The sequence below is a fragment of the Bacillus sp. URHA0034 genome (assembly GCF_056280405.1).
This window is the reverse complement of record NZ_JBWCDK010000002.1, coordinates 1,172,915-1,197,211: the sequence shown is the minus strand read 5'-3', so window position 1 is coordinate 1,197,211 and position 24,297 is coordinate 1,172,915. Positions and strand designations below refer to the sequence as shown.

General features: G+C 41.0%; 25 protein-coding genes and 2 pseudogenes. 26 read left to right on the top strand and 1 reads right to left on the bottom strand.

Annotation, left to right across the window (positions count from 1 at the left end):
- Window positions 1–12 precede the first annotated feature (12 nt).
- From rsgA to spoVM, 3 genes are all read left to right on the top strand, one after another.
- Window positions 13–894, top strand: a complete 882-nt coding sequence (rsgA, locus tag ACZ9EE_RS07835; protein WP_476026070.1) for a ribosome small subunit-dependent GTPase A — start codon at window positions 13–15, stop codon at window positions 892–894.
- A gap of 76 nt (window positions 895–970) precedes the next feature.
- On the top strand, window positions 971–1,618 hold the full coding sequence (locus ACZ9EE_RS07830; protein WP_476026069.1) for a thiamine diphosphokinase: 648 nt from the start codon (window positions 971–973) through the stop codon (window positions 1,616–1,618).
- A 106-nt stretch (window positions 1,619–1,724) separates the two neighbouring features.
- A complete protein-coding gene (gene spoVM, locus ACZ9EE_RS07825; protein WP_098528769.1) occupies window positions 1,725–1,808 on the top strand; it encodes a stage V sporulation protein SpoVM in 84 nt (27 codons plus the stop codon).
- Window positions 1,809–1,975: 167 nt separating this feature from the next.
- Here spoVM and rpmB read toward each other — a convergent pair whose 3' ends face one another.
- Complete coding sequence (gene rpmB, locus ACZ9EE_RS07820; protein WP_053475625.1) at window positions 1,976–2,164, bottom strand: 50S ribosomal protein L28; 189 nt, start codon at window positions 2,162–2,164, stop codon at window positions 1,976–1,978.
- Window positions 2,165–2,450: 286 nt separating this feature from the next.
- Here rpmB and ACZ9EE_RS07815 point away from each other — a divergent pair, with 286 nt between their 5' ends.
- From ACZ9EE_RS07815 to ylqF, 23 genes and pseudogenes are all read left to right on the top strand, one after another.
- On the top strand, window positions 2,451–2,813 hold the full coding sequence (locus tag ACZ9EE_RS07815; protein ID WP_335558008.1) for an Asp23/Gls24 family envelope stress response protein: 363 nt from the start codon (window positions 2,451–2,453) through the stop codon (window positions 2,811–2,813).
- Window positions 2,814–2,828: 15 nt separating this feature from the next.
- Window positions 2,829–4,511: a DAK2 domain-containing protein gene (locus ACZ9EE_RS07810; RefSeq protein ID WP_476026068.1), complete on the top strand. Its 1,683-nt coding sequence runs from the start codon at window positions 2,829–2,831 to the stop codon at window positions 4,509–4,511.
- Window positions 4,512–4,639: 128 nt separating this feature from the next.
- Window positions 4,640–5,302 (top strand): L-serine ammonia-lyase, iron-sulfur-dependent subunit beta, encoded by a 663-nt coding sequence (gene sdaAB / locus ACZ9EE_RS07805; RefSeq protein ID WP_476026067.1) that lies wholly within the window; start codon window positions 4,640–4,642, stop codon window positions 5,300–5,302.
- 62 nt (window positions 5,303–5,364) lie between these two features.
- Window positions 5,365–6,251, top strand: a pseudogene (gene sdaAA, locus ACZ9EE_RS07800) (L-serine ammonia-lyase, iron-sulfur-dependent, subunit alpha).
- Window positions 6,248–8,296, top strand: a complete 2,049-nt coding sequence (recG, locus tag ACZ9EE_RS07795; RefSeq protein WP_476026066.1) for an ATP-dependent DNA helicase RecG — start codon at window positions 6,248–6,250, stop codon at window positions 8,294–8,296. The pseudogene sdaAA and the gene recG overlap by 4 nt, the downstream one beginning before the upstream one ends.
- Before the next feature lie 178 nt (window positions 8,297–8,474).
- Window positions 8,475–9,038 carry a transcription factor FapR gene (gene fapR / locus ACZ9EE_RS07790; RefSeq protein ID WP_476026065.1) on the top strand — a complete coding sequence of 188 codons (564 nt, stop codon included), beginning with the start codon at window positions 8,475–8,477 and terminating at the stop codon, window positions 9,036–9,038.
- A gap of 12 nt (window positions 9,039–9,050) precedes the next feature.
- Complete coding sequence (gene plsX, locus ACZ9EE_RS07785; protein ID WP_476026064.1) at window positions 9,051–10,046, top strand: phosphate acyltransferase PlsX; 996 nt, start codon at window positions 9,051–9,053, stop codon at window positions 10,044–10,046.
- Between the two features lie 19 nt (window positions 10,047–10,065).
- Window positions 10,066–11,013: an ACP S-malonyltransferase gene (gene fabD / locus ACZ9EE_RS07780; RefSeq protein ID WP_476026063.1), complete on the top strand. Its 948-nt coding sequence runs from the start codon at window positions 10,066–10,068 to the stop codon at window positions 11,011–11,013.
- The gene (fabG, locus tag ACZ9EE_RS07775; protein WP_476026062.1) at window positions 11,010–11,753 is read left to right on the top strand and encodes a 3-oxoacyl-[acyl-carrier-protein] reductase; all 744 of its coding nucleotides are present in this window, start codon (window positions 11,010–11,012) and stop codon (window positions 11,751–11,753) included. The genes fabD and fabG overlap by 4 nt, the downstream gene beginning before the upstream one ends.
- A 188-nt stretch (window positions 11,754–11,941) precedes the next feature.
- Window positions 11,942–12,175, top strand: coding sequence for an acyl carrier protein (gene acpP, locus ACZ9EE_RS07770; RefSeq protein ID WP_098528750.1), 234 nt, complete (start codon window positions 11,942–11,944; stop codon window positions 12,173–12,175).
- A 159-nt stretch (window positions 12,176–12,334) separates the two neighbouring features.
- Complete coding sequence (gene rnc / locus ACZ9EE_RS07765; RefSeq protein WP_476026061.1) at window positions 12,335–13,072, top strand: ribonuclease III; 738 nt, start codon at window positions 12,335–12,337, stop codon at window positions 13,070–13,072.
- 52 nt (window positions 13,073–13,124) lie between these two features.
- Entirely contained in the window at window positions 13,125–16,691 is a 3,567-nt protein-coding gene (smc, locus tag ACZ9EE_RS07760; protein ID WP_476026060.1) for a chromosome segregation protein SMC, read from the top strand.
- 18 nt (window positions 16,692–16,709) lie between these two features.
- Complete coding sequence (gene ftsY, locus ACZ9EE_RS07755; protein WP_476026059.1) at window positions 16,710–17,696, top strand: signal recognition particle-docking protein FtsY; 987 nt, start codon at window positions 16,710–16,712, stop codon at window positions 17,694–17,696.
- A 97-nt stretch (window positions 17,697–17,793) separates the two neighbouring features.
- Entirely contained in the window at window positions 17,794–18,126 is a 333-nt protein-coding gene (locus ACZ9EE_RS07750) for a putative DNA-binding protein (protein WP_476032894.1), read from the top strand.
- A 12-nt stretch (window positions 18,127–18,138) separates the two neighbouring features.
- Window positions 18,139–19,489: pseudogene (gene ffh, locus ACZ9EE_RS07745) on the top strand (signal recognition particle protein).
- A 109-nt stretch (window positions 19,490–19,598) separates the two neighbouring features.
- A complete protein-coding gene (gene rpsP, locus ACZ9EE_RS07740) occupies window positions 19,599–19,871 on the top strand; it encodes a 30S ribosomal protein S16 (RefSeq protein WP_215040762.1) in 273 nt (90 codons plus the stop codon).
- Window positions 19,872–19,885: 14 nt separating this feature from the next.
- Window positions 19,886–20,116: a KH domain-containing protein gene (locus ACZ9EE_RS07735; RefSeq protein ID WP_476026058.1), complete on the top strand. Its 231-nt coding sequence runs from the start codon at window positions 19,886–19,888 to the stop codon at window positions 20,114–20,116.
- Window positions 20,117–20,276: 160 nt separating this feature from the next.
- Window positions 20,277–20,663: a YlqD family protein gene (locus ACZ9EE_RS07730; RefSeq protein WP_476026057.1), complete on the top strand. Its 387-nt coding sequence runs from the start codon at window positions 20,277–20,279 to the stop codon at window positions 20,661–20,663.
- Between the two features lie 13 nt (window positions 20,664–20,676).
- Window positions 20,677–21,195 (top strand): ribosome maturation factor RimM, encoded by a 519-nt coding sequence (gene rimM / locus ACZ9EE_RS07725; RefSeq protein ID WP_476026056.1) that lies wholly within the window; start codon window positions 20,677–20,679, stop codon window positions 21,193–21,195.
- Window positions 21,195–21,935 carry a tRNA (guanosine(37)-N1)-methyltransferase TrmD gene (gene trmD, locus ACZ9EE_RS07720; RefSeq protein WP_476032892.1) on the top strand — a complete coding sequence of 247 codons (741 nt, stop codon included), beginning with the start codon at window positions 21,195–21,197 and terminating at the stop codon, window positions 21,933–21,935. The genes rimM and trmD overlap by 1 nt, the downstream gene beginning before the upstream one ends.
- Window positions 21,936–22,084: 149 nt before the next feature.
- On the top strand, window positions 22,085–22,429 hold the full coding sequence (rplS, locus tag ACZ9EE_RS07715; RefSeq protein WP_476032890.1) for a 50S ribosomal protein L19: 345 nt from the start codon (window positions 22,085–22,087) through the stop codon (window positions 22,427–22,429).
- A gap of 217 nt (window positions 22,430–22,646) precedes the next feature.
- Window positions 22,647–23,210 (top strand): signal peptidase I, encoded by a 564-nt coding sequence (lepB, locus tag ACZ9EE_RS07710; protein WP_476026055.1) that lies wholly within the window; start codon window positions 22,647–22,649, stop codon window positions 23,208–23,210.
- Window positions 23,211–23,237: 27 nt separating this feature from the next.
- Window positions 23,238–24,113 carry a ribosome biogenesis GTPase YlqF gene (gene ylqF / locus ACZ9EE_RS07705; protein WP_476026054.1) on the top strand — a complete coding sequence of 292 codons (876 nt, stop codon included), beginning with the start codon at window positions 23,238–23,240 and terminating at the stop codon, window positions 24,111–24,113.
- Window positions 24,114–24,297: the final 184 nt, after the last annotated feature.

Below are 24,297 nucleotides of genomic sequence, written 5' to 3'. Positions count from 1 at the left end.
AGGAGTGTAGCTATGCCTGAAGGAAAAATTGTCAAAGCATTAAGCGGTTTTTATTATGTTCTTCACAATGATAACCTGATCCAGTGTCGAGGACGAGGGGTTTTTCGGAAGAATAAAATTACCCCGCTTGTTGGTGATGAAGTCGTATTTCAAGCGGAAAATGATCTGGAAGGATATATTTTAGAAGTAAAAGAGCGTAAAAATGAATTAATTCGTCCGCCAATCGCGAATGTAGAACAGGCGATCCTTGTGTTCTCAGCGGTAGAGCCTGATTTTAGCACAGTTCTTTTAGATCGTTTTCTCGTCTTGGTGGAGTTTAATCAAATTGAACCTCTAATTTGTATTACTAAAATGGACCTTACCGATCATGAGGAAAAAGCTAGGATTGCAGAATATGCAGACCAATATCGGGCTGCAGGGTATGAGGTAATTCTAACCTCATCTGAAACAGAAGCAGGGATAGAACGGCTAAATCCACATATTGAAAATAAGATTTCTGTCTTTGCAGGTCAATCAGGTGTCGGAAAATCTTCATTGTTAAATGTATTAAGGCCTGACTTAGAATTAAAAACAAATGATATATCTTCACATCTTGGCAGGGGAAAACATACCACTAGGCACGTTGAGCTTATAAAGGTTGGAAATGGACTTATTGCTGATACTCCGGGCTTTAGTTCGTTAGAGTTCACAAACATTGAAGTGGAAGATTTAACATCCTGTTTTCCCGAAATCCAAAAAGCTAGTGAAAATTGTAAATTTCGCGGCTGTCTACATCTAACTGAGCCTAAATGCGGGGTAAAATCAGCGGTTGAATCAGGCGAAATTCCGGCCTATAGGTATGAACACTATGCAGATTTTCTGCAGGAAATTAAAGATCGAAAGCCAAGGTATTAACCTGGTAAACAACTAAGCGGATAAAGCCAGGCTTCTAAAGCTGGCTTTTTTCCTTTATCGTAAAGGGGAATGTGTCGTGATCATCAATATACTAGCAGGGGGACCTGAAGAATTACTGCCTGATTTATGCCTTTATCAAGGAGAAGAGGCAATCTGGGTTGGGGTTGACAGGGGGGTCTTTCATCTGATTAACAGAAACATTATCCCTTCAATGGCATTTGGCGATTTTGATTCGGTAAATGAGGAAGAATTAACAGCCATTGAACATCAGGTAACCGGCATAAAAAAATATAAACCGGAAAAAGATGAAACGGATATGGAGCTTGCCCTCAATTGGGCGCTAGAACAAAAACCCGATTCTATTCATTTGTTCGGTGCCACCGGCGGCAGGCTTGATCATTTGCTCGCCAATGTTCAATTACTGCTTAATCCGCTTAAAGCAAAAAGCCCGGTCAATGTTTTTATCATCGATGAAAAGAATATTGTTTTTTTAAAAGAGGCTGGGCATCATTCCCTTGAAAAGATGCCCTCTAAAAAATATATTTCGTTTGTTCCTTTAACCCTTGAGGTTACTGATCTGACGCTTGAAGGTTTTAAATTCCCGCTTAAAAACCGTCATATTTGTCTCGGTTCCACACTATGTATTAGTAATGAACTTATTAGTGATTATGGTACTTTTTCATTTTCCAAAGGCATATTAATAGTGGTAAGAAGTAACGATTAATATGCACTTCAAATGGTACTGATTTCGTTCGTTTGAATACTATGTAGGGGCGTGCGGAAAAAGTGGCTTTAAAATAAGCTGTGGTAGATTTGTGAGGAGGGACAGTATGAAATTTTATACAATTAAACTGCCGAAATTCTTAGGCGGACTTGTCCGAGCGATGATTGGAGCATTTAAAAAAGGCGAATAGAAACAAACTTTAAATTCATGGGCACCCTTTTGATTGGGTGCTTTTTATTATTTGCCATTTTAGGTCATACTAAAAAGCGTATTTAAAATTGTACCTGTTTGTTCAAATTTTGACTTGATTTTTTTTAGAAAAAGAAAAAGCATCCAATAATTGGATGCTCGCATGTTTTATACGCGTTCTACTTTACCAGATCTTAACGCTCTTGCAGAAACCCAAACACGCTTAGGCTTTCCGTCAACAAGAATACGTACTTTTTGTAGGTTAGCACCCCATGTACGCTTGTTAGCGTTCATAGCGTGAGAACGTGCGTTACCAGTGGTTGTTTTTCTTCCAGTTACTACACATTTACGTGGCATTATGATTTCCCTCCTTAACTACCAAAAGCTTTAGAACAACATCTATAGATGTTCATTTGGATATAGAAAATTGTATAAAAATTTTCTAGACTTGAGATACTTTAATAATTTATCACACAACGTATCTGATTGCAATACTTGTGGACAAACCTTTCAAGAAAAAATCCTTGACATAGGAATTTGGTGAATGCTCTTTTAGTATAAGGCAAGTATGGCTTTCAATATTGGATTGACTATAGTAAAATGACTGTAGTCAAAGAGCAATTATCCAAAGGGGGAACGATTCATGTCCATTGAATTGAAAACAAAGTACGGACAAATTGATATTTCAAATGAAGTAATTGCAACAATTGCCGGAGGAGCAGCAATTGAATGCTACGGAATCGTCGGTATGGCCTCTAAAAACCAAATTAAAGATGGAATCACGGAAATACTACGAAAAGAAAACTTTACTCGCGGTGTGATTGTACGCCAAGAAGACGAGGCATTACATATTGATATGTACATTATTGTCAGCTATGGAACGAAAATTTCCGAAATTGCCCACAACGTGCAATCAAAGGTTAAATACACCCTCGATCAGACAGTTGGACTTGCCGTTGACTCGGTTAATATTTACGTTCAGGGAGTTCGTGTGACGAACCCGTAATGAGGAGGAAAGTTTGTGTCAATAACTGTATTAGATGGAAAACGTTTCGCCGAGATGGTGATCCAAGGTGCCAATCATTTGTCTGCAAATGCCAAGATGGTTGATGCTTTAAACGTTTTTCCTGTACCCGACGGTGATACTGGTACCAATATGAATCTATCCATGACTTCCGGAGCAAAGGAAGTTAAAAATAATATTCAGGAACACATTGGTAAAGTAGGAACAGCCCTTTCAAAAGGTTTGCTTATGGGAGCACGTGGAAATTCTGGGGTAATTCTCTCACAATTATTCCGCGGTTTCTCAAAGGCAGTGGAGTCTAAAGCCGTCATTTCGGGAAGTGATTTTGCCCATGCCTTAGAAGCAGGTGTAGAAACAGCATATAAGGCTGTTATGAAGCCTGTCGAGGGGACCATTTTAACAGTGGCAAAAGATTCGGCTAAGAGCGCTGTAGCAGCTGCTCAACAGTCAGAAGATATTATCTATATAATGGAAACGGTTCTAAAAGAAGCCAAGGCATCCCTTAAACGGACACCAGATTTACTTCCTGTTTTAAAGGAAGTTGGCGTTGTGGATAGCGGCGGGCAGGGACTCGTTTTTGTCTATGAAGGCTTTCTATCGCAATTAAAGGGGGAGAGTCTTCCTGAATCATCGGACTTGCTTCCTTCCATGACGGAGTTGGTTAGTGCGGAACATCATAAAAATGTTCAAGGACATATCAACACTGAAGATATCGTCTTTGGTTATTGTACCGAATTCATGGTTCGATTTGAGCAGGAAAAGATTGAAAAACATCCATTTAATGAAATTACCTTCCGTAATGATTTAAGTGAGTATGGTGACTCCCTACTGGTGATTGCAGATGAAGACGTAGTTAAAGTCCACATCCATTCAGAGCAGCCGGGTGAAGTGCTAACTTATGGACAGCAGTACGGCAATTTGATAAACATGAAGATTGAAAACATGCGTCAGCAGCATACAAATATCGTCGGTGAAACACACGTTGCAGAGCGGCCGGAAGCAAGCAAGACTCCAAAAGAAATGCAGGAATATGGAATCGTTACAGTCTCAATGGGCACTGGGATTGCAGAGTTGTTCAAAAGTATTGGTGCCCATGCTGTAATCGAAGGCGGCCAAACGATGAACCCGAGTACAGAGGATATCGTGAAAGCGGTTAAAGATGTTCATGCCAAAAAAGTATTTATTTTACCGAATAACAAGAACATAATTATGGCTGCTGAACAAGCAAAAGAAGTTGCCGATGAAGAGATTTATGTTATTCCTACTAAGACGGTACCACAAGGATTAGCTTCCCTTTTAGCCTTCAATCCATCTGCTGCGGTTGATGAAAATGAAGCAGCAATGAAGGAAGCCTTAAATCATGTGAAATCCGGGCAAATCACCTTTGCTGTCCGTGATACCTCTATTGATGGCTTAGAGATTGAAAAAGATGATTTCATGGGAATCTCTGAGGGGAAAATCGTGGTGAAAAGTAAAGAAAAGGGAAAAGTGGCCGAAGACCTATTAGTTAAGATGCTTGATGAGGATTCTGAAATTCTTACCATTATCTACGGTGAAGATGTAACGGAAGAAGAAGTGGCTGCTTTATCTTCCTTTGTGGAAGAAAATTACGAAGATGTAGAAATTGAGATACATGATGGCGGACAGCCATTATATTCATATATCTTTTCAATTGAATAAGAAACAGCTAAAATAAAAGGGGGGCCATTTTGGTCTTTCCCTTCTTTTTTTTGCCTATTAAAAACAAATCAACTTCCTGAGAGATAACCGTAATATAAAATAGAACGACACTGAGGGAGAGAAACCTAATGAAATATAGAAGTGTGTTCGATATCATTGGTCCTGTTATGATCGGACCATCTAGTTCACATACAGCTGGTGCTGCGAGAATCGGAAGAGTGGCAAGAAGCTTATTTGGCAGAGAGCCGAAATGGGCGAATATTTCGTTATATGGCTCATTTGCTAAAACATATAAAGGCCATGGTACAGATGTAGCCATTATTGGTGGCTTACTTGATTTTGATACAGATGATACAAGAATTATTGATGCAATTGACATCGCTAAACATAAAGGAATGAAGCTTCGTTTTATTGAAGAAGATGCTGTAACAGATCACCCCAATACAGCAAGAATCATTATTGGAGATCATAACGGTGAATTGGAATTGGTAGGGATCTCAATTGGCGGTGGAAAAATTGAGATTATTGAACTAAATGGCTTTCAATTAAAGCTTTCAGGAAATCATCCGGCCATTTTAGTTGTTCATAATGACCGTTTTGGTGCGATAGCCAGTGTGGCTAACATTCTCGCTAAATACGAACTTAATATCGGCCATATGGAAGTTGCCCGCAAAGATGTTGGCAAAATGGCCCTAATGACGATTGAAGTAGACCAGAATATCGATAATAAAATTCTTATAGAACTCGAACAGCTTCCGAACATACTAAAGGTAACAAAGATTGTGGAATAAACAAAAGCGGAAGCCCCTTGACCAGGGGCTCCAGCTAGACCATCGAAGAGGGGGGATTGTTTGTGTTTCGTAATGTTGCTGAATTAGTGGAATTGGCCATCAGTCAAAATAAAAAAATATCAGATATTATGATTGAGCAAGAAGTGGCTGTTACTGGACGGACCAGGGAAGAAGTCCTTTCATTTATGGACCGCAATCTAAGAGTTATGGAGCAGGCAGTCGAGCGAGGCTTAAAAGGAGTTACTTCCCACTCGGGCTTAACTGGCGGCGATGCGGTTCTTATGCAAGCCTACATCGAAAAGGGCAATTTTTTATCAGGTGAAACGATATTGGATGCGGTTAGTAAAGCGGTAGCTACAAATGAAGTAAATGCAGCCATGGGGACAATTTGTGCTACGCCAACTGCTGGCTCTCAGCAGGAGTGGTTCCGGGGACGTTGTTCGCTGTTACAAAGAAGCTCAACCCAACCAGAGAGCAAATGATTGCCTTTTTGTTCACCGCAGGTGCTTTCGGATTTGTGGTTGCAAATAATGCGTCGATTTCAGGTGCGGCCGGGGGCTGTCAAGCTGAGGTTGGATCCGCTGCGGGTATGGCGGCGGCAGCAATCGTAGAAATGGCAGGCGGAACACCAGCACAGTGTGCAGAGGCAATGGCCATCACCTTAAAGAACATGCTTGGATTGGTCTGTGATCCTGTCGCGGGTCTTGTGGAGGTTCCTTGTGTGAAACGGAATGCGATGGGAGCCGCCAATGCAATGGTAGCGGCAGATATGGCTTTAGCCGGAATAACGAGCCGTATCCCGTGTGATGAAGTAATAGATGCTATGTATAGAATCGGGCAATCAATGCCAACAGCGTTAAAAGAAACAGGGCAGGGAGGGTTGGCGGCTACACCGACAGGTCGTGAGCTAGAAGCTAAGATCTTCGGTATACCGCTCAAAGAAAAGTGAGTTCAAAACTAAATCAATCAATTACCGCCTTAAAAGGAATAGGGGAAGAAACGGCTGAATCCTTTGCGGAAATGAGGATATATACAATCCGTGATTTATTAGAATACTTTCCGTACCGATATGAAGACTACTCCCTTAAGGACCTAACCGAAGTACAGCATGATGAGAAAGTAACAGTGGAAGGGAAGGTTCATAGTGAGCCTTCTCTTAACTATTTTGGAAGAAAAAAATCGAAGCTGACGATTCGGCTATTCGTCGGTGCATATCTGATAAAAGTAGTCTTTTTTAATCAGCCCTATCTAAAAAATAAAATCAATATAAATGAAACGATTACGGTAACAGGGAAATGGGATGCCCACCGGCAAACGATAACAGCCAATGAAATGCAAACAGGTCCTAACACAAAAGCAAATGACTTTGAACCCGTTTACGCCTTAAGAGGCAAGGTTACAACCAAAGGAATGCGGAAATTTATCCAACTTGCCTTCCAGCAATATGGACAGCAAATCGACGAGACTTTACCGGAAACTTTTCTGAAAAAATATCGTTTGATGGGCAAACGGGATGCGCTAAAAATCATGCACTTTCCCAATAGTCCAGCGGATGTAAAGCAAGCAAGAAGGCGGTTCGTTTATGAAGAATTTCTTTTGTTTCAGTTAAAAATGCAGGCATTAAGGAAATTTGAACGCGAGCATTCACCAGGAATCAAACAAAAATATAATCTGACCAAATTAATGGAGTTTATCAATAGCCTTCCTTTCCCATTAACAAATGCCCAAAAGAAAGTTGTTAATGAAATCTTAGCAGATTTAAAATCTCCCTACCATATGAATCGGCTGCTTCAAGGGGATGTGGGCTCCGGTAAAACAGTTGTAGCCGCCATCGGGCTATTTGCAACGGTAACCGCCGGCTATCAGGGAGCATTAATGGTGCCAACGGAAATATTAGCAGAACAGCACGCAGAGTCGTTAAAGAATATGTTAGAACCCGTTAAGGTAAGGTGTGAACTCTTAACAAGCTCTGTTAAAGGAAAACAGAGACGAGAAATCCTGCAAGAACTAAAAGAAGGAAAAGTAGATATTTTAATTGGGACCCATGCACTTATCCAGGATGAGGTTATCTTTAAAAAGCTTGGTTTTGTGATTACAGATGAGCAGCACCGCTTCGGGGTTGAACAGAGGAGAATTTTACGGGAAAAGGGCGAAAATCCGGATGTCTTGTTCATGACTGCCACCCCTATTCCTCGGACTCTTGCCATAACGGTTTTTGGAGAGATGGATGTTTCCATTATTGACGAAATGCCTGCTGGAAGAAAATCGATTGAGACCTATTGGGCGAAGCCAGAAATGCTAGAACGTGTCCTTGGGTTTATTGAAAAGGAATTGAGGAAAGGCCATCAAGCCTATGTGATTTGCCCGCTAATAGAGGAGTCAGAAAAGCTTGATGTTCAAAATGCGATTGATGTTCATACCACATTAAGCCACTTTTTTCAAAATCGCTTTCAAGTCGGCCTGATGCACGGCCGTTTATCATCAGAGGAGAAAGAGTCGGTGATGAAGGCTTTTAGTGAAAATGTGGTTCAGGTCCTAGTTTCTACCACCGTTGTCGAGGTGGGAGTAAATGTTCCTAATGCCACCATGATGGTCATTTATGATGCCGAGCGGTTTGGCCTTTCGCAATTGCATCAGCTGCGTGGCCGTGTTGGACGTGGAAGTGCTCAGTCCTACTGTGTACTGCTGGCAAGTCCAAAAACAGAAGTAGGGCAGGAAAGAATGCGGATTATGACCGAAACCAATGATGGGTTTGTTTTAAGTGAAAAGGATTTAGAGCTAAGAGGGCCTGGGGACTTCTTTGGGAAAAAACAAAGTGGGGTTCCTGAGTTTAAGGTGGCCGATATGGTGCATGATTATCGGGCCCTGGAAACAGCCAGAAGTGATGCGAGCATGCTGATTAGTTCGGATTTTTTTTGGACAGACCCTGAATATCAATATTTACGAGATAAAATTAAAGAATCAGGTGTATTAGAAGGGGAAAAACTAGATTAAACCTATAAAGTTTTCTGTCAGCTTCCTAACCGTCTGCTAGTGCCCGGCTGCACGTATCTCCACGATGTGAATCGGGCACTTCTAAATTTCTGATAAATTTTAATCTTGCAATCTGCTTTTTTAAATTTTATACTACTCTTAGTACCTAGTCATAAGAGCTCGGACGGTGTGAAAAATCATGAGAAGAAGCAAAAAAGATCGACAACAATTATTGACTTCTACAATCAAAGAGAATCCATTTATTACGGATGAGGAATTAGCGGAAAAATTTCAAGTGAGTGTTCAGACGATTCGTCTTGATCGTTTGGAGCTATCCATACCGGAACTGCGTGAACGAATTAAAAACGTTGCAGAGAAACGGTTTGAAGATGAAGTCCGTTCCTTACCATTAGAAGAGGTAATTGGGGAAATTATTCATATAGAACTAGACCAAAATGCCATTTCTATTTTTGATGTAAAAAAAGAACATGTCTTCAAGCGCAATAATATTGCACGAGGACATCATGTTTTTGCTCAAGCGAATTCTCTTGCCGTTGCTGTCATTAATGATGAATTGGCCTTAACAGCGAAAGCAAATATTCAATTTATCCGTTCGGTAAATTTGAATGAACGGGTAATTGCTAAAGCAAAGGTAGCTAAAATAGAGGATACAGGGAGAACGTTTGTAGAAGTATATAGTTTTGTCAATAATGAACTAGTGTTTACCGGGGAATTTGAAATGTACCGTTCGAAAAATAATTAAGGGATGAGACACATGAAAATAGCAATCGATGCGATGGGCGGAGATCATGCCCCAAAAGAAATTGTATTAGGTGCAATGAAGGCTGTTCAGTCCTTTTCTGATATACATATAACCCTTGTTGGGGACGAAAACAAAATCAAAGAAACACTTAACGATCATGAAAGAATATCTGTTTTACATACAACGGAGGTTATTCTTGGCACAGATGAACCGGTAAGAGCGGTTCGCCGAAAAAAAGATGCCTCCATGGTTTTAGCGGCTAAACAGGTGGTTGATGGATTAGCTGACGCATGCATTTCAGCGGGGAATACGGGAGCATTAATGGCGGCGGGACTATTTGTTGTCGGTCGAATTGAAGGAATTGACAGGCCCGCCCTAGCGCCTACATTGCCAACCATAGGAGGAGAAGGCTTTCTTCTTTTGGATGTAGGGGCAAATGCCGATGCCAAGCCGGAGCATTTAGTACAATATGCTATCATGGGTTCCATTTATAGTGAAAAAGTTAGAGGTATTAATCAGCCAAGAGTAGGACTTTTAAATATTGGAACAGAAGAAAAAAAAGGTAATGAGCTGACAAAAAACACGTTTACTTTATTGAAAAATAGTAATTTGAATTTTGTTGGCAATGTCGAGGCACGTGATTTACTTGATGGAGTCGCTGACGTTGTAGTGACCGATGGATTCACAGGTAATATGGTGTTGAAAACACTTGAAGGCACCGCACTATCCATGTTTAAAATGCTCAAAACAGCTTTAATGAGCAGCTTTACAAGTAAACTAGCTGCGGCAGTTCTAAAGCCGAATCTAAAGACTTTAAAAAATACAATGGACTATTCAGAATATGGCGGGGCTGCCCTGTTTGGGTTAAAAGCACCTGTTATTAAGGCACATGGCTCTTCTAATGCCCAAGCTATCTTTAGTGCAGTTAGGCAGACAAGGGAAATGGTAGGAAACGAAGTGGTCCACTTAATTCAAAAAGCAGTTGAACAGTCAGATACTGTTAAATAAGAACGATTGAGGTGCTGAAATGAGTAAAATAGCCTTTGTTTTTCCTGGACAAGGTTCACAAACTGTAGGAATGGGGAAAGAGCTAGCGGAAAAACATCCGGAAATTATGGAATATTTTTCAAAAGCTGATGAAAGACTGAATGTCCCTTTAAGTAAGCTAATCTTTGAAGGTCCAAAAGAAGAGTTGACGCTGACCTATAATACACAGCCTGCTTTGTTAACAACAAGTATCGCTATCTTGGATTTCTTTCAACAATCCGGAATCAAGGCTGATTTTGTTGCCGGGCACAGCTTAGGAGAGTATACAGCACTGGTTGCTGCCGGGGTGCTTTCTTTTGAAGACGGAGCCTACGCTGTTCGCAAACGGGGCGAGTTCATGGAGCATGCAGTGCCAAATGGCGAGGGGTCGATGGCTGCAGTTCTTGGATTAGATCGAGATGCGCTCCAAAAAGTGACAGAAGAGGTAAGTGGAACCGGTTTGCCCGTTTCATTAGCAAATTTAAACTGTCCCGGCCAAATTGTGATCTCAGGTTCAAGGGAAGGTGTCAAGATTGCCGGCGAAAAAGCGAAGGAAGCTGGAGCAAAACGGGTACTCCCTCTCGAAGTAAGCGGACCGTTCCATTCGACTTTAATGAAACCTGCTGCTAATCAATTGCGTGAAGTGTTAGATGGACTTGAAATGAAAGATGCAGAAATCCCTGTGATAGCAAACGTTACGGCCGAACCGATCAGTGCAAGTTTGGAAATTAAAGATAAGTTAATTGAACAACTATACTCCCCAGTATTATGGGAAGATTCGGTTGAAAAAATGATCAGCCTTGGGGTTGATACATTTATTGAAATTGGACCTGGTAAGGTTCTTTCAGGTTTAATTAAAAAAATCGATAAGACAGTCAAAACTTATTCTGTATCGGATGAAGCGAGCGCTCAAGCAGTATTGGACGCCTTAAAGGAGGAAAAGCTATGATATTAGAAGGGAAATTTGCTCTTGTAACAGGAGCATCCCGAGGAATCGGCAGAGAAATTGCACTTGAATTGGCAAGACAAGGTGCAAATATTGCGGTCAATTTTGCAGGCAGTGAAGCAAAAGCAAATGAGGTTGTCGATGAAATTAAGGCCCTTGGCCGAGATGCCTTTACTGTGAAATGCAATGTTGCCAATTCAGAAGAAGTGACTGAAATGGTTAAAGCTACAGTAGAGCGTTTTGGAAGATTAGACATCCTCGTTAATAATGCAGGGATTACGAGAGATAATCTTTTAATGAGGATGAAAGAAGAGGAATGGGATGATGTCATCAATACCAACCTAAAGGGTGTGTTCCTCTGCACAAAAGCCGTGACCAGACAAATGATGAAGCAGCGTGTGGGCCGCATCATTAATATTGCTTCCGTTGTTGGGGTAAGCGGCAATCCAGGTCAAGCCAACTATGTGGCTGCCAAGGCTGGTGTGATCGGCTTAACGAAAACAACTGCCAAAGAACTGGCATCACGTAATATTACGGTAAACACTATTGCGCCTGGGTTTATTACTACCGATATGACAGACCAATTATCTGAAGAAGTAAAGGCAGAAATGTTAAAGCAAATTCCTCTTGCACGATTAGGAGAACCAAAGGATATCGCCAAAATTACCGCCTTTATTGCTTCAGATGATTCATCCTATATTACCGGCCAGACGCTCCACGTTAACGGCGGAATGGTGATGTAAACAGAAAAGCGGAAGCGCCTTGTACAGGGGCGACAGGCATAAGACGAGCCTTCTTGACGGATTGGCTTAGACCTAAGAGCCCCTAGGAGCTGGAGCTGGACATTTCTCAGAGTAAAAAATTTCTTATAAAAGATTATGTATTATTTTATTGAAATACTCTATAATAGCTTGAGGGGAGGTGAACAAGTATGGCAGAGGTATTAGAACGTGTTACAAAAATCATCGTAGACCGTTTAGGTGTTGATGAGTCTCAAGTTAAACTTGAAGCTTCATTTAAAGATGATCTTGGCGCTGATTCCCTTGACGTAGTTGAACTAGTAATGGAATTAGAAGATGAGTTCGATATGGAAATTTCTGACGATGATGCTGAAAAAATCAGTACAGTTGGTGATGCTGTTAATTACATAAATAGCAGTAAATAATCCCGTTAGATTTATTCAAAAGCTCCGTTTTCAAACGGAGCTTTATTATGTATGATAGAGCTTGGCAAAACTATCTGCCAAGTTTCTTTGCGTTTTCATAAAAAATTTTTTAAACTCATAGTAAGTAGTTTGTAAATTTGATGCAAGGTGGAGAAATTCATGCGCAAGAACGGTAAGGACAAAGAGGTAAACCGCGCAAAGGAAAATCTATTTAAGGATTTTCAAGCTTCAGTCGGTGTGACGATTGAAAATGAAAAATTATTAAAACAAGCATTTACACATTCATCCTATGTGAATGAGCATCGAAGAAAGCCATTCGAAGATAATGAAAGACTTGAATTTTTAGGAGACGCAGTCCTTGAATTAACAGTTTCACAATTCCTATTTAAAAAATATCCTACAATGACGGAAGGGGAATTAACGAAACTGCGTGCTGCCATCGTTTGTGAGCCTTCATTGGTATCCTTTGCTAATGATCTTGAATTTGGCCAGCATATTTTGCTTGGCAAAGGGGAAGAAATGACTGGCGGACGAGAACGCCCAGCCCTGCTTGCAGACGTGTTTGAAGCTTTCATTGGTGCCCTGTATTTGGATCAGGGAATTGATAAAGTAGTCGAATTCCTCGATAGAGTGGTCTTTCCTAAAATAAATGCCGGTGCTTTTTCTCATGTGATGGATTTTAAAAGTCAACTGCAGGAACTTGTCCAGCGCGATGGAGCTGGTTTCATAGAATATCGTGTCCTTCAGGAAAAAGGACCTGCCCATAATAAGGAATTTGTTTCACGAGTATCACTGAATGGAGCAGAACTGGGCGTGGGATCAGGGAAATCCAAAAAGGAAGCGGAACAGCATGCGGCTGAAATGGCCCTTAAGGTATTAAAAACAAAAACAACCTAGAAATGACATGTTGGCAGGAGTAATCCCCGTGCAGCATAGGGAGGATAAAGAAATGTTTTTAAAACGGTTGGACATTATTGGCTTTAAATCTTTTGCTGAACGCATTGAAGTTGATTTTGTTCCTGGAGTAACGGCTGTAGTGGGTCCTAATGGCAGCGGCAAAAGTAATATTACCGATGCCATTCGCTGGGTATTAGGGGAACAATCAGCCAAGTCTTTAAGAGGCAGCAAGATGGAGGATATAATTTTTGCTGGAAGCGATTCTAGAAAAGCCCTTAATTTTGCTGAAGTCACACTGACATTGGACAATACCGACCAAGGATTAGGGATTGATTTTAATGAGGTAAGTGTGACTAGAAGAGTTTCCCGCTCAGGTGATAGTGACTTTTTCATAAATAAACAGTCATGCCGTCTTAAGGATATTATTGATTTATTTATGGATTCGGGTCTTGGCCGGGAAGCTTTTTCGATCATCAGCCAAGGAAAAGTAGAAGAAATTTTAAATAGTAAGGCAGAGGACCGCCGTACTATCTTTGAAGAGGCTGCAGGAGTCTTAAAATATAAAAACCGTAAGAAAAAGGCAGAAGTGAAACTGTTTGAAACACAGGATAATTTAAATCGTGTCAATGATATCCTCCATGAACTTGAAGGACAGGTAGAACCGTTAAAAATTCAAGCTTCCATGGCAAGAGATTTTTTAGAGAAAAAAGAAGAGCTAGAACAGATCGAAGTGGCGTTAACGGTTTTTGAAATAGAGGACCTTCACCAAAAATGGGAACACGTTTCTAAACAGTTAGAGGAGCACCAACAGGAAGAACTAAAGATTTCTTCAGAATTACAGGTTAAGGAAGCGGCGATAGTTGAAGCAAGGGATAAAATCGCTGCCATGGATGAGTCGATCACAGACCTCCAGAATGTACTCCTGCATGCCAGTGAAGAACTTGAAAAGCTTGAGGGCAGGAAAGAGGTTCTCAAGGAACGGAAGAAGAACGCATCGCAAAATAAAGAGCAGTTAAAAAGTAACATAACAGAACTAACCGATCGCATCAGTCAGTTAAAGAAAAATCGGGATATACAGGCTGAAACTGTAAAGGAACTAAAGATCCAGGTTGAAAAACTGCAATCCGAATTAAAAGAGCGCCAGGAGAAGCTGCCTCTTTATTCGGAGAATATCGAAGAAAAAATTGAAGCTTTAAAAAGTGAATATATCGATTTACTGAATGATCAAGCTGGTGCGAAAAATGAACTAAAATATATCGAACAGCAATTGGAGCAGCAAGCGCGCAGGGAAACACGACTTGATGCTGAAAATGAAAAATATCTCGAACAGCGTCATACTGCTCAAAGCAACAAAATGGAAGTTCAAGCTGCCTTAGCAGAGATACAAAAGAAATTAGCTGGTCAGTTGGTATCGTATCGTGAGGGACAGCGCGAGCTTGAAAATGTAAAAAATAATTATGAGAAGCAAGAAAAAACGTTGTATCAAGCCTATCAGCTCCTCCAGCAGGCCAAGTCTAGAAAAGAAATGCTAGAAGAGATGGAAGAAGACTTTGCGGGCTTTTTTCAAGGTGTAAAAGAGGTATTAAAGGCTCGTGACCAAAAGTTAAAGGGAATAGAAGGTGCGGTTGCTGAACTTGTAACCGTTCCAAAGAGTTATGAAACGGCTCTAGAGACAGCCCTTGGCGGAGCCCTTCAGCATATTGTTGTGGATACCGAGCAGAATGCCAGGATGGCTATTCAATATTTGAAGCAGAACTCGTTTGGCCGGGCTACTTTTTTACCGTTAAGTGTTATTAAAGGGCGGTCGTTATCATCTGCTCAGCTTGCTTCCATTCAAAACCATCCTTCGTTGATTGGACCGGCTGTCAGTCTTGTTACTTTTGATTCAAAGTATGCCGAGATTATGAATAACCTGCTCGGAAATGTGGTCATAACAAAGGACTTAAAAGGGGCGAATGAATTAGCCAAAGTCCTTCAATACCGCGCAAGAATGGTAACATTGGACGGCGATATCGTTAACCCTGGTGGTTCGATGACCGGTGGAGCGCTTAAGCAAAAAACGACGTCCTTGTTAACGAGAAAAGGGGAGCTTGAAAACTTAAAAGAAAAGCTCGTCATGATGGAAGAAAAAACATCAGGCTTGGAAACAGCCGTTAAAAAGCTAAAAGCAGAGGTGCAACAAGCTGAAAAGCAAGTTGATGAAATTCGCCAAGATGGAGAGTCCTTAAGAGTAACAGAGCAATCTGTTAAGGGGGAGCTTCGCGAGGCAGAGATGCAGGAGAAGAACCTGAATGATCGATTAGCCCTTTACGACCTTGAAAAAGGGCAGTTGAATGAAGAAAGAGATTCACTGTTAAAAAGAAAAAGCGAATTAGCGGTGGCTTTCGAGTCCTATAAGGTAACAATTGCCGAACTAGATAGCAAAATTGCGAAACTAACAGAACAAAAAACGAGTGATTTAAGCTCAAAAGAAACTTTGACGAACGAAATTAATGAATTAAAGGTTGAGTTTGCTTCAAAAAATGAACAGTTTACTCATGCAAAAGAACGCTTAACGATGCTCAATGATGATTTAAACGAGAGTGAGCAAAAGCTTGTCATTTTTACAGAAGATCTTAACCTGTTAACATCGGAAATGACGAATAGTTCCTCTGGGGAAGAACAATTAGAGGCAGCCGCCAAAAGTAAGCAACAGGATAAAGAAGCCACATTAAAGTTAATCACCGAACGAAGACAAGAACGGTTATCCATGCAGGACTCCCTCGAAGATACAGAACTAGCTGCAAAAGAGTTAAAGAGACTTCATAAAGGGATGATCGTGGTTCTAAAGGATGAAGAAGTAAAGATCAACCGCTTAGATGTGGAGCTCGAAAATCGGCTTGCGCAGTTAAGAGAGGAATACCTCCTATCCTTTGAGGGGGCAAAGGAACAATATCCTTTAACGATCCCGGTGGAAGAGGCAAGGAAAAGGGTCAAATTGATCAAGCTTGCGATTGAAGAACTTGGGAATGTCAACTTAGGCGCCATTGAAGAATATGAACGGGTGTCTGAGCGTTATGAGTTCTTAAATGAACAAAAGACAGATCTGCAGGAAGCTAAAGATACCCTCTATAAGGTGATTGAGGAAATGGATACAGAAATGAAGAGACGTTTCGAACATACCTTTGAAGGGATTCGCGAACATTTCGAACCGACATTTCGAACTCTGTTTGGCGGCGGAAGGGCTGACTTAGTTTTAACAATCCCGGATGATTTATTAAATACGGGTGTAGAAATCGTTGCGCAGCCGCCAGGTAAGAAACTTCAAAACCTTGGACTATTATCTGGAGGAGAGCGTGCCCTTACGGCGATTGCCCTGTTATTTTCGATTTTAAAAGTGCGTCCGGTTCCATTCTGTATTCTTGATGAGGTCGAGGCAGCCCTAGATGAAGCCAATGTTCACCGCTTCAGCCAATATTTAAAAAAATATAGTGATGAAACACAATTTATTGTCATTACCCACCGAAAAGGTACGATGGAAGAGGCCGATGTCCTATACGGAGTAACGATGCAGGAATCGGGCGTTTCAAAGCTTGTATCTGTCCGGTTGGAGAATACAAAAGAATTAGTTGAATCTTAATGTGAAGGAAGTGAAGAGATGAGTTTTTTTAAAAAATTAAAAGAAAAAATCTCAAAATCTACGGATTCAGTAACGGAAAAGTTTAAGGAAGGCTTAACCAAAACACGAGATAATTTTTCCGGAAAAGTAAATGATTTGGTAGCGAGGTACCGTAAAGTCGATGAAGATTTTTTTGAAGAACTAGAGGAAATTCTCATTCAGGCGGATGTGGGTTTCGATACCGTCATGCAGTTAATCGATGAGCTCAAATTGGAAGTAAAGCGGCGTAACATTCAAGATCCGCAAGAGGTGCAAAGTGTCATCTCCGAGAAGCTGGTTGACATTTATAATGCAGGTGAAGAACAATCCTCAAAATTAAACATTCAGCAGGATGGTTTAACCGTCATATTATTTGTTGGTGTTAATGGAGTTGGAAAAACAACTACGATTGGTAAGCTCGGTCATAAGTTCAAGAGTGAAGGTAAGAAAGTGCTGATGGCAGCAGGTGACACCTTCCGTGCCGGTGCGATTGAACAGCTTGAGGTATGGGGCGAAAGAGTTGGAGTGGAAGTCATTAAGCAGGCAGAAGGATCCGACCCGGCCGCTGTTATGTATGATGCCATTCAAGCGGCTAAATCACGGCATGCGGATATTTTATTGTGTGATACAGCAGGCCGTCTGCAAAACAAAGTAAATTTAATGAAAGAGTTAGAAAAAGTAAAACGGGTTATTGAACGCGAGATACCTGGTGCCCCGCATGAAGTAATTCTAGTACTTGATGCAACAACTGGTCAGAATGCACTCATCCAGGCAAAAACGTTTAAAGAAGTAACAAATGTCAGCGGGATTGTCCTGTCTAAATTAGATGGTACAGCGAAGGGCGGGATTGTTCTAGCGATTCGCAATGAATTAAATATCCCTGTCAAATTTGTCGGTCTCGGTGAAAAAATGGACGATCTGCAAGAATTTGATGCTGAAAAATATGTCTATGGACTATTTGCTGATCAAGTAGAAAAAACAGAATAGCTTGTAAAGGTATTATCTTGACAGATATGACAGGAGCCTGTAAACTACTTTCGTAAAGGCTTTTCACTTAACAATAGTATTGGAGGGTACTGGCATGATGCTTGAAAAGACAACGCGAATGAATTATCTTTATGATTTCTACTATTCGCTGTTAACTCCAAAGCAACAAAGCTACATGTCTCTCTATTATTTAGATGATTACTCTCTGGGAGAAATTGCTGAAGAGTATGACGTAAGCAGGCAAGCTGTTTATGATAATATTAAACGGACTGAAGCAATGCTCGAGGAGTATGAGGAAAAGCTGTTATTACTTCAGAAATTTCAAGAGCGTTCGAGACTGGTCAGGGACATGAAAGAGCTGCTTAATGAGGAGAACCCATTAAAAGAAGCATTATTAAAAATGGTTAATGAGCTTGAGAAATTAGATTAGGAGGCGGCATGAATGGCATTTGAAGGATTAGCCGACCGACTGCAAAATACGATCCAAAAAATCCGCGGAAAAGGAAAGGTCTCGGAAGCGGACGTCAAAGAAATGATGCGTGAAGTGCGTCTTGCTTTACTGGAAGCAGACGTTAACTTTAAGGTTGTCAAAGATTTTGTCAAAAAAGTCAGTGAGCGGTCTGTAGGACAAGAGGTCCTCAAGAGTTTAACTCCAGGGCAGCAAATCATTAAAATCGTTAACGAAGAACTAACTGAGTTAATGGGGGGCGAGCAAAGCAAGATTGCTGTTTCTAATCGTCCACCGACGGTTATTATGATGGTCGGGCTGCAAGGTGCTGGTAAAACAACGACAACGGGAAAGCTGTCGCTGTTACTTCGTAAAAAGTATAACCGTAACCCTTTGCTGGTTGCAGCAGATATTTATCGGCCTGCGGCGATCAAGCAGCTTCAAACCCTGGGGAAACAATTGGATATGCCTGTATTCTCGCTTGGTGACCAAGTGAGTCCTGTCGAAATTGCTAAGCAAGCAATTGCAAAAGCAAAAGAAGATCATCATGATTATGTTCTGATTGATACCGCCGGACGTCTCCATGTGGACGAGGCTTTAATGGACGAGCTGAAGGACATTAAAGAACTAACCAAACCGGACGAAATCTTCCTTGTTGTCGATGCAATGACCGGGCAGGATGCGGTCAATGTGGCTCAAAGCTTTAATGAACAGCTTGGCTTAACAGGGGTAGTCCTAACGAAGCTTGATGGCGATACCCGAGGCGGGGCTGCCTTGTCTATTCGGGCAGTCACTCAGACACCGATTAAATTTGTCGGTCTTGGTGAAAAAATGGATGCACTAGAGCCATTTCATCCTGATCGAATGGCTTCGAGAATCTTAGGCATGGGTGATGTGCTCACACTGATTGAAAAGGCACAAGCGAATGTGGATGAACAAAAGGCAAAAGAGTTAGAGCAGAAAATGCGCACGGCTTCGTTTACACTCGAAGACTTTTTAGATCAGCTTGGCCAAGTTCGAAACTTAGGTCCACTGGATGAATTGTTAAAGATGATGCCCGGTGCTAACAAAAATTAAAGGTTTGAATAATATTCAAATTGATGAAAAGCAAATTGCCCATGTCGAAGCAATTATCCAATCGATGACTAAGCATGAGAAAAATAATCCGGAAATTCTAAATTCCAGCCGCAAGCGGAGAATTTCCAAGGGAAGCGGACGTCCAGTAACTGAAATTAACCGTCTTTTAAAGCAATTTGAGGACATGAAGAAAATGATGAAGCAAATGTCCGGTATGCAGCTAAAAGGCAAGAAAAAGGGCGGATTTAAGTTTCCTTTTAAGTTTTAAGCTGAAAAAAATTGGTAATAATGATTGTAAAGAAAAAACACTTTACAAACTATAAAAGAATTGATATTATACTATCTTGTGTGAAACTATTCGGAGGTGCTTATTTAAAATGGCAGTAAAAATTCGTTTAAAGCGTATGGGAGCTAAGAAAACTCCTTTCTATCGTATTGTTGTAGCAGATTCTCGTTCACCACGTGATGGACGTTACATTGAAATCGTTGGAACTTACAATCCAGTTGCAGAACCAGCTAAAGTTGACATCAACGAAGAATTGGCTCTTAAATGGTTAAAAGATGGTGCGAAGCCATCTGATACAGTTCGTAACCTTTTCTCAAACCAAGGCATCATGGAAAAATTCCATAATGCAAAATTAAACAAGTAATTGCTTAAAGCATTATGAAACAATTAATTGAGACGATTGTTAAGCCTCTTGTTGATTTTCCTGAAGATGTCCATGTGGTTGTCTTAGAAGATGAAAGCCGTGTTACTTATCAATTGTCCGTTAATAAAACGGATATGGGGAAAGTGATCGGCAAACAGGGGCGTGTTGCAAAGGCCATTAGAACTGTTGTTTATGCAGCAGGATCATCACAACAAAAGAAAATTTTTCTAGAAATTGGTGAATAGCTTTTTGCATCTAGATAAAAGGGAGGGATTCATTCCTCCCTTTTTTGCTACCAGAAAACAGATAAGCGAAGGCGCCTTGCAGAGGGGCTTAATCCTATTGCCTCTAGGCGCCGTAGCTGACATTCTCAAAGTTCAATAGAACATAGGGAGGCGGATCTTTGTGCAGCTGATTCAAACTGTGGTGGTGAAGCAAGTATTAACGGTGAAAAGCAAGGAACAGCTTTATGAAAAGTTCCATGGAAGAATGCTGCAGCTGAAAAAGGAATGTGATCAGCTTTTATTCGAGCTAAAGCGATTGGAAAAAACAAAAACCTTTTCTCCTGAAACACTAAAGAAAAAATTTGAAGCAGAAATTCAAATGCGTAAAGAAAAAATCAAGCTTCTTGAGTTTGAAATGGAACAATTACATAACCTACCATTAGGAAGTGAAATACAGGAAAGAGAAGTTCAGGCACTCGTTGAAGTAAATGTTGGTGATCGTTGGGACGAGAGGATTGCACAATCGACAATCATTATCGAGGACGGAATTATTAAGGAAATTAAATAGAAGGTGACGTAATATGGAAAAATGGTTTAATGTTGGTAAAATCGTTAATACACAAGGTATTAAAGGAGAAGTGCGGGTAATATCTAAAACAGATTTCCCAGAAAAACGCTACAAAGCTGGCAATGTTCTCTATTTATTTATGCCAAACTCGAAAACACCGATTGAACTGACGGTAAAAAGCCATCGGACACATAAGAATTTCGAGTTACTGACTTTTGAAGGATACAATAACATTAATGAGGTAGAGAAATTTAGAGATGGGATTTTAAAGGTACCTGAAGCACAACTCGGGGAATTGGAAGAAGACGAGTTCTATTATCATGAAATTATCGGCTGCCTTGTGGCAACTACCAAGGGAGAGGAAATCGGAAAAGTGGTCGAGATCCTTTCACCAGGAGCAAATGACGTTTGGGTGGTTAAAGGAAAGGGCGGCAAAGAAATCCTAATTCCTTATATCCATGACGTAGTAAAGAAAGTAGATGTAAATGAACAAGTCATCATTATTGATCCAATGGAAGGGTTACTTTCATGATGCAAATCGATATTCTGACATTATTTCCGGAGATGTTCTCCGGAGTCTTTGGCCATTCTATTTTACAAAAAGCGGCTGAAAAATCTGCGGTTCAGTATAATGTTGTGAATTTTCGTGATTTCGCGGATAACAAACACTCCACTGTCGATGATTATCCATATGGCGGCGGGGCCGGCATGGTCCTAAAACCGCAGCCGATTTTTGACGCTGTTGCTTCTCTTCGAGAACAAGCAAAAAGTAATAATCCAAGGGTAATCCTGCTTTGCCCGCAAGGAGAGCGTTATGAACAGCGAAAAGCGGAGGAATTGGCTAAAGAAGAGCACTTAATCTTCATTTGCGGACATTATGAGGGCTATGATGAACGGATCAGAGAGCATGTCGTAACGGACGAAATATCGATTGGTGATTATGTCCTGACTGGGGGGGAACTTGGCGCAATGGTGGTGGTGGATAGTGTTGTCCGCTTGCTGCCAGAAGTACTAGGGAACGTGGAATCACACCAGAAGGACTCATTTAGTACCGGCTTACTCGAACACCCTCACTATACAAGACCCGCTGATTTTCGGGGATTGAAGGTTCCAGATGTTCTAATTTCAGGCAATCATAAACTTATCGAAGAATGGCGCAATAAAGAGGCATTACGACGGACGCTTGTACGAAGACCTGATTTGTTAGATAAAATCGAACTGACAAAAGAACAGGAAAAATGGTTAAAAGAAGTAAAAAAAGATTACGAGTAATATTGCAGGCGCGATATAATTATGTTATGATACTTCTTGTGACTTGCGAGCTGATCTTTTTTCAGCCGTAGTCTTATAACGATGTTCCGCTGCATGAAACAAGGAAAAAGGTTATGTAAGAGCATCTGTTGGAAGGAGTTGAAAAAACGATGCATAAATTAATCCAAGAAATCACAAAAGAACAACTTCGTTCTGATCTTCCTGCGTTCCGTCCTGGTGACACTGTACGTGTACACGTTAAAGTTATCGAGGGTACTCGTGAGCGTATTCAGTTATTCGAAGGTGTTGTGATTAAGCGTCGTGGTGGTGGAATTAGCGAAACTTTTACAGTACGTAAAGTTTCTTACGGAGTAGGCGTTGAACGTACTTTCCCAGTACACACACCAAAAATTGCGAAGCTTGAAGTAATTCGCCGCGGTAAAGTTCGCCGTGCTAAGCTTTACTACTTGCGTAATCTTCGTGGTAAAAAAGCTAGAATTAAAGAGATTCGATAATACGAAAAGAAAAGGGCTTGCTCGGGCAGGCTCTTTTTTTATACATAACATTTAATTTCATGGTAAATGATATTTATCGAATTGTTTCACCGCAGGCTGTTTTATAATAAATTATTAAAGTTTGGTTAAAAAAATCATCCCATCGTGATAAATAGGTTTAACTTATGTAAAATAGGCTTTATAAGACATTTTTTAATAGTGATTGGTGGGGAATTGAATGACAAAAAAGAAAAATGAATTGTGGGAATGGACGAAAGCTTTATTGATTGCGGTGGCACTTGCTGCAGTCATTCGATATTTTCTTTTTGCTCCAATCGTAGTGGACGGGCTTTCCATGATGCCGACATTAAAAGACCAAGACAGGATGATTGTGAATAAATTCAGCTACGAAATCGGAGCGCCTAAGCGATTCGATATTATCGTTTTTCACGCACCGGAAGGAAAGGATTACATAAAGCGTGTTATTGGTCTTCCAGGTGATACACTTGAGTATAAGGATGATATCCTTTATATAAATGGAAAAGCGTATAAAGAGCCATATTTAGATGAATATAAGAACAAAGCAGAAGATGGACCGCTAACGGGTTCCTTCACATTGCAAGAAGAAATTGGCCGTAAAACAGTACCAAAGGGTGAATTGTTTGTAATGGGGGATAATCGCCGCTTCAGTAAGGATTCTAGACAAATTGGAACAGTTCCGCTTAGTAAAGTAATCGGGAAAACCAGTGTTGTCTACTGGCCTTTAAAGGATGCCCACTTTGTGACCGTTAAAGGGCAATAGTTTAAGCATTAAAAAGGAGGTGGCGCTTTGACGATCCAATGGTTTCCGGGTCATATGGCTAAGGCTCGCAGAGAGGTCACGGAAAAATTAAAGCTAGTTGATATTATTTTTGAATTGGTGGATGCAAGAATTCCCTATTCCTCAAGGAATCCAATGATAGATGAAATTATCCAGCATAAACCAAGGCTAGTCTTATTAAATAAGGCTGATATGGCCGATAAAGAAGTTACCCGAGAGTGGATTGCCTACTTTGCTGAAAAGGGAATTAAAGCTCTGGCGATTAATTCTCAAGCAGGCGAAGGAATGAAAAATATCGTCCAGGCCTCAAACGAAATTCTAAAAGAAAAATTTGATCGGCTAAAGGCAAGAGGTGTAAAACCACGTGCCATTCGTGCGATGATTGTAGGAATTCCAAATGCGGGCAAGTCCACGCTGATCAACCGTCTCGCCAAGAAAAATATTGCAAAAACGGGTAATACTCCGGGTGTAACCAAGGCTCAGCAGTGGATAAAAGTAGGAAAAGAACTGGAGCTGCTCGACACACCTGGAATCTTATGGCCTAAATTTGAGGACCAGGAAGTCGGTATGAAACTGGCGATTACAGGGGCGATCAAGGATACTTTATTAAATCTGCAGGACTTGACGGTTTATTCGCTGCGTTTTTTAGAAAAGACCTATCCAGCACGGTTAAAAGAACGCTTCAAGCTCACAGAGATACCGGAGGATGTTGTAGCATTATTCGACCATATTGGCACGATTAGGGGCTGTTTAATGGGCGGAGGAATGGTTGACTACGATAAAGTAGCTGAATTAGTAGTCAGAGAAGTTCGATCAGAAAAATTTGGTCCGCTCACTTTCGAAAGCCCAAAAGATATTCCAGAACCCGTGGAAAACAAAAAATAAGCTCTCCTTTGGAGGGCTTGATTTTTTTAATTGGCTGTGTAAAAGCTTTTGTTGTTTTTGAGCAATGTTGATTGGAGCGTAAGGCGTGAAGACTCCTGCGGGAGTACGGAACTGGGGAGACCCCGCAGGTGCTTAAGCGCCGAGGAGGCTCCCCGGACCGCCCGCGAACCGCTCGCGCCTGATG

Bases quoted from the DNA above. Each gene is read 5' to 3' on its own strand.
- sdaAB (WP_476026067.1), top strand. From the start codon at position 4,640: ATGAAATATAGAAGTGTGTTCGATATCATTGGTCCTGTTATGATCGGA.
- fapR (WP_476026065.1), top strand. From the start codon at position 8,475: ATGAGAAGAAGCAAAAAAGATCGACAACAATTATTGACTTCTACAATC.
- ACZ9EE_RS07735 (WP_476026058.1), top strand. From the start codon at position 19,886: ATGAAACAATTAATTGAGACGATTGTTAAGCCTCTTGTTGATTTTCCT.
- spoVM (WP_098528769.1), top strand. From the start codon at position 1,725: ATGAAATTTTATACAATTAAACTGCCGAAATTCTTAGGCGGACTTGTC.
- smc (WP_476026060.1), top strand. From the start codon at position 13,125: ATGTTTTTAAAACGGTTGGACATTATTGGCTTTAAATCTTTTGCTGAA.
- ACZ9EE_RS07815 (WP_335558008.1), top strand. From the start codon at position 2,451: ATGTCCATTGAATTGAAAACAAAGTACGGACAAATTGATATTTCAAAT.
- rplS (WP_476032890.1), top strand. From the start codon at position 22,085: ATGCATAAATTAATCCAAGAAATCACAAAAGAACAACTTCGTTCTGAT.
- rimM (WP_476026056.1), top strand. From the start codon at position 20,677: ATGGAAAAATGGTTTAATGTTGGTAAAATCGTTAATACACAAGGTATT.
- rnc (WP_476026061.1), top strand. From the start codon at position 12,335: ATGCGCAAGAACGGTAAGGACAAAGAGGTAAACCGCGCAAAGGAAAAT.
- fabG (WP_476026062.1), top strand. From the start codon at position 11,010: ATGATATTAGAAGGGAAATTTGCTCTTGTAACAGGAGCATCCCGAGGA.
- ACZ9EE_RS07750 (WP_476032894.1), top strand. From the start codon at position 17,794: ATGCTTGAAAAGACAACGCGAATGAATTATCTTTATGATTTCTACTAT.
- lepB (WP_476026055.1), top strand. From the start codon at position 22,647: ATGACAAAAAAGAAAAATGAATTGTGGGAATGGACGAAAGCTTTATTG.
- rpsP (WP_215040762.1), top strand. From the start codon at position 19,599: ATGGCAGTAAAAATTCGTTTAAAGCGTATGGGAGCTAAGAAAACTCCT.
- trmD (WP_476032892.1), top strand. From the start codon at position 21,195: ATGCAAATCGATATTCTGACATTATTTCCGGAGATGTTCTCCGGAGTC.
- acpP (WP_098528750.1), top strand. From the start codon at position 11,942: ATGGCAGAGGTATTAGAACGTGTTACAAAAATCATCGTAGACCGTTTA.
- rsgA (WP_476026070.1), top strand. From the start codon at position 13: ATGCCTGAAGGAAAAATTGTCAAAGCATTAAGCGGTTTTTATTATGTT.
- rpmB (WP_053475625.1), bottom strand. From the start codon at position 2,164: ATGCCACGTAAATGTGTAGTAACTGGAAGAAAAACAACCACTGGTAAC.
- plsX (WP_476026064.1), top strand. From the start codon at position 9,051: ATGAAAATAGCAATCGATGCGATGGGCGGAGATCATGCCCCAAAAGAA.
- ftsY (WP_476026059.1), top strand. From the start codon at position 16,710: ATGAGTTTTTTTAAAAAATTAAAAGAAAAAATCTCAAAATCTACGGAT.
- fabD (WP_476026063.1), top strand. From the start codon at position 10,066: ATGAGTAAAATAGCCTTTGTTTTTCCTGGACAAGGTTCACAAACTGTA.